This window comes from Mycobacterium sp. (assembly GCF_049683355.1).
Lineage (GTDB): Bacteria > Actinomycetota > Actinomycetes > Mycobacteriales > Mycobacteriaceae > Mycobacterium.
On the sequence record NZ_JBAUJB010000128.1, the window covers coordinates 1 to 3,276 of the forward strand.

4 protein-coding genes are annotated in these 3,276 nt (G+C 68.9%); 1 reads left to right on the forward strand and 3 read right to left on the reverse strand.

The genetic code is table 11. From position 1 onward, the window contains the following. A partial coding sequence (locus WA944_RS08125) for a helix-turn-helix transcriptional regulator (RefSeq protein ID WP_526646692.1) occupies positions 1-385 on the forward strand: 385 nt, incomplete at its 5' end. Here WA944_RS08125 and WA944_RS08130 read toward each other — a convergent pair. The 3 genes from WA944_RS08130 to WA944_RS08140 form a co-directional block, all read right to left on the reverse strand. Then, complete coding sequence (locus tag WA944_RS08130; protein ID WP_526368710.1) at positions 375-1,760, reverse strand: FAD-dependent oxidoreductase; 1,386 nt, start codon at positions 1,758-1,760, stop codon at positions 375-377. The two genes, WA944_RS08125 and WA944_RS08130, sit on opposite strands and share 11 nt — an antisense overlap. Positions 1,761-1,829: 69 nt before the next feature. Then, on the reverse strand, positions 1,830-2,645 hold the full coding sequence (locus WA944_RS08135; protein ID WP_526368712.1) for an HAD-IIA family hydrolase: 816 nt from the start codon (positions 2,643-2,645) through the stop codon (positions 1,830-1,832). A gap of 19 nt (positions 2,646-2,664) precedes the next feature. Beyond that, positions 2,665-3,276: PH domain-containing protein (locus WA944_RS08140; protein ID WP_526646694.1), on the reverse strand; the 612-nt coding region annotated here is incomplete at its 5' end.

Consider the following 3,276-nt stretch of genomic DNA (forward strand, 5'->3'; position numbering starts at 1 on the left):
GGTGGCCGCGGCCACCGGCGGCTCCGACACCGGGACACAGATCAGTGACTCGCTGCTCGTCCGGCGCACCGCGGACCCCGGTCCGCTGGTCGTGCATGTGACGCCATTCCCCGGCCACGGCGGCCCGTGCGCGCTGATCGTCATCGTCGACCCTGGCAAAGTGCCCGAGCCGTCGCCTGAGATGTTGCGACGGCTGTTCGGGCTGACCGCCGCCGAAGCCGCTGTAGCGCTGAGCATCGGCCGCGGCGCCGGTCTGGCGGCGGTTGCCGACGAACTGTGCTTGACATTGGCCACCGTCAAGACGCACCTTCAGCACATCTACGCCAAGACCAGCACCCACCGGCAGGCCGAGTTGGTGCGCCTGCTGCTGGCGGTCACGCCGTAGCGGTCAAATCCACGCGACTGGCCGCCTGCCGACGCGGCACGGGGCGCAGAACCCGGCGCAGCACCGCCGGACGCAGCAGCCGACCGGGCGGCTGCAGCATGCCGGTGACCTGGAGAAATTCCTGGGTGATCCACGGGTCTGTCTCCGAGGCGCGCAGCACCCGATCCACGTAGGCGTTGGTCGCCCGCATCGACACAGTGCGTCGCCCAGCCACCTCTGGTAGCGCGAGATCCGATCCGACAGCGGTCTGCCACGCGATCCGCACCGGCTTGGCCGCGGCCCGGTGAAACCGTCGCACCAGGTTGTCACCACCGTGGGCGAGACACGCCCGCAGGGTCATCGCCTCGATCGCGGCGACCGTCATGCCCTGGCCGTAGATCGGGTTGAAGCTGCACACCGCGTCACCCACCACCAGCAGCCGGCCGGGACTCCGCCGCAGCTTGTCGTAACGGCGCCAACGACTGGCCGGAAAGCGGTGCAACGCAACGTCGGCCAGTGGTTCGGCGGAAGCGAGTGCCGCGCTCGCGTGCGCAGGCATCATCTCCCGGGCGCACTGCAGCAGCTGCGCGGCACTGACCGGCGGCTTGATGTCGCGGCCGAGAGTACCGATTCCGAGAATCCAGCTGTCGTGCTCGCATCGGAACATCGCGTAGCCCCGGGGCTTCCCCGGCGCGAACAAGTCGAAAAGGGCATACTCACGCAGCAGCCCGTCCGCAATCCGCACCGGCATGCTGGCGTAGCAGACGTCGACCGGGAGCCGATCCTCGGACGGCACCGGGAAGCCCGCCTCCGCCAGGAACGTTGGGGTACGCGAACCCCGGCCGGTGGCGTCGACCACCAGATCCGCGCGCACGTCCGAAGTCTGCTGAGCCGCCCGGTGGGTCACCCGCACGCCGTTCACCGCGCCCGACCCGCCGGAACCGAATGTGAGGGCATCCAGATCGCGGCCGTCGAGCAACGTGACCGTCGGCAAGGAGCGGACACGACGACGCACGTGGCATTCCAGCAGCGCCCGACTGGTGTAGAGGTTCACCACCGATCCCGGATCGGGAAGGTGGCCCTCCCTGATGATCTGGTGTCCGGCGAAGATCCCGTAGAACCGCGACAGGTCGCCGTCGCTCCACCGATGGACACCCTCGGCAATCATCTCGTCGGTGATACCCGGGAACAGCTCGTCCAGAATCTGGCCGCATCGGGCCAACAGCGCATGCGGCTGTCGGCTCTGCGGCACACCACGGCGCGGCTCGGCGCTGTCATCGAGACCGTCGCGTTCCACCACGCTGACCCGGTCGTAGAACTCAGTGAGCACTCGGGCCGCCATCAGACCCGCCATGCTCGCCCCGAGCACCACCGCATGTTCCCCACGTCTGCTCATCACTCCATCAAGCACCCGAAGCGCCGCAAAAACCTCAGCCGAACGGTTGAGGTCTGGGCGTCACGACGGTTACAAACCGAGCAGCTCCGGCAGATCGGCCACCGAGTCGATGACATGATTCGGCTGCATGGCGAATTCGTCTGCAGCCCAACGGTCCAACGTGTCCTGACGGAACTTGCCGGTGCGCACCAGCACGCCGGTCATGCCGACCACCTGCGCGGCGAGCACATCGTTGTTGAGGTCGTCGCCGACCATGTACATCTCGTCGGGGTCCACCCCGAGCCGGCCCGCCGCCGACAGGAAACCCTCCGGCGCCGGCTTGCCGACCGCGGTGACCTTTCGCCCGGTGGTCTCCTCCATACCGATCAGGTACATGCCGGTGTCAACCCGCAAGCCGTCGGCGGTGGTCCACGCGGTGCTGCGGTGCATGGCCACCACCGGAACCCCCTGCGCCATCCAGTCGTACACCCAGGACAACGTCAGATGGGTGTATTCGGGCCCGGCCCCGCCGAGCAGCACCACATCGGGTGCCTCCGGCGCCTTCTGCCCGGTGAACTCGCTGGAGTACACGATGTCGATGCCGGGCATGTCCTCGGCGATCTGGCCGCTGTTGACCAGGAAGCACCGGGCATCCGGATAGCGACTGCGAACGTAATCGGCGGTCAGCACGGCCGCGGTGATCACCTCGTCGGCACGCACGCTCATGCCCGCCTCTGTCAGCAATTCGGCGATCTGCGTGCGGGTTCGGGTGGTCGTATTGGTCAGATACGCGCACGCGACCTGGCTGTCGGCCAGCCTGCGCAACGTCTCGGCCGCGCCCGGGATCGGCTTCCATGAGGTCACCAGCACGCCATCGATGTCGAAGAGCACTCCACCGATCGCCATGGTGCGACAGTAAACGCCGTCAGGGGTAGCGCAACTCGGACCCGTCGCCCCGAGCCCAGCGGGTCGCACGCAGCCAGGGTGAGGTGGTCGCCGCCATGGCCCATGCCAGGTCGGCGGGCACGTCGATGACCTCGTAGCGTTTCACCCCGGCCGCGGTCGCGGCGATCAGCGTGGCCACCCCGGCCCTGCGCTGCATCAGGCTCTGGCGCACGGTCCATCCGATGATGCCGTCGGCGGCCACGCAGTCACGACGCCGCTGCACACTTCCGGCTCGGGCCACCAGCCAGCCGCCACCCACCCGGTGCCCCAGCGAGCGGGACCTGTCGACCGCCAGGAACACGCTGAACAGCATCAGCGCGAGCAGCGCGGGCCACACCCACACCGCAACACCGGTGGTGACCGCCAGGACGACCAGCACGAGAGCCGCCGCGACGGGCAGCATCATCGCCCGGAACCAACGCCTGCGGGTGGCCGCAGGTCCGTGCGGGGTCAGCGGGCCGGTGACCGCGTCGGGCTGCGCGATCAGGTCGGCCAGAACCGACTCCGCGGTGAGCCTCGGACACGGCGGCAGAAGCTGCGACGCCTCCCCGGCCCCCGCGACGCCGGTCATCACCGCGTCCAGTCGCGCACC

Bases quoted from the DNA above. Each gene is read 5' to 3' on its own strand.
- WA944_RS08135 (WP_526368712.1), bottom strand. From the start codon at position 2,645: ATGGCGATCGGTGGAGTGCTCTTCGACATCGATGGCGTGCTGGTGACC.
- WA944_RS08130 (WP_526368710.1), bottom strand. From the start codon at position 1,760: ATGAGCAGACGTGGGGAACATGCGGTGGTGCTCGGGGCGAGCATGGCG.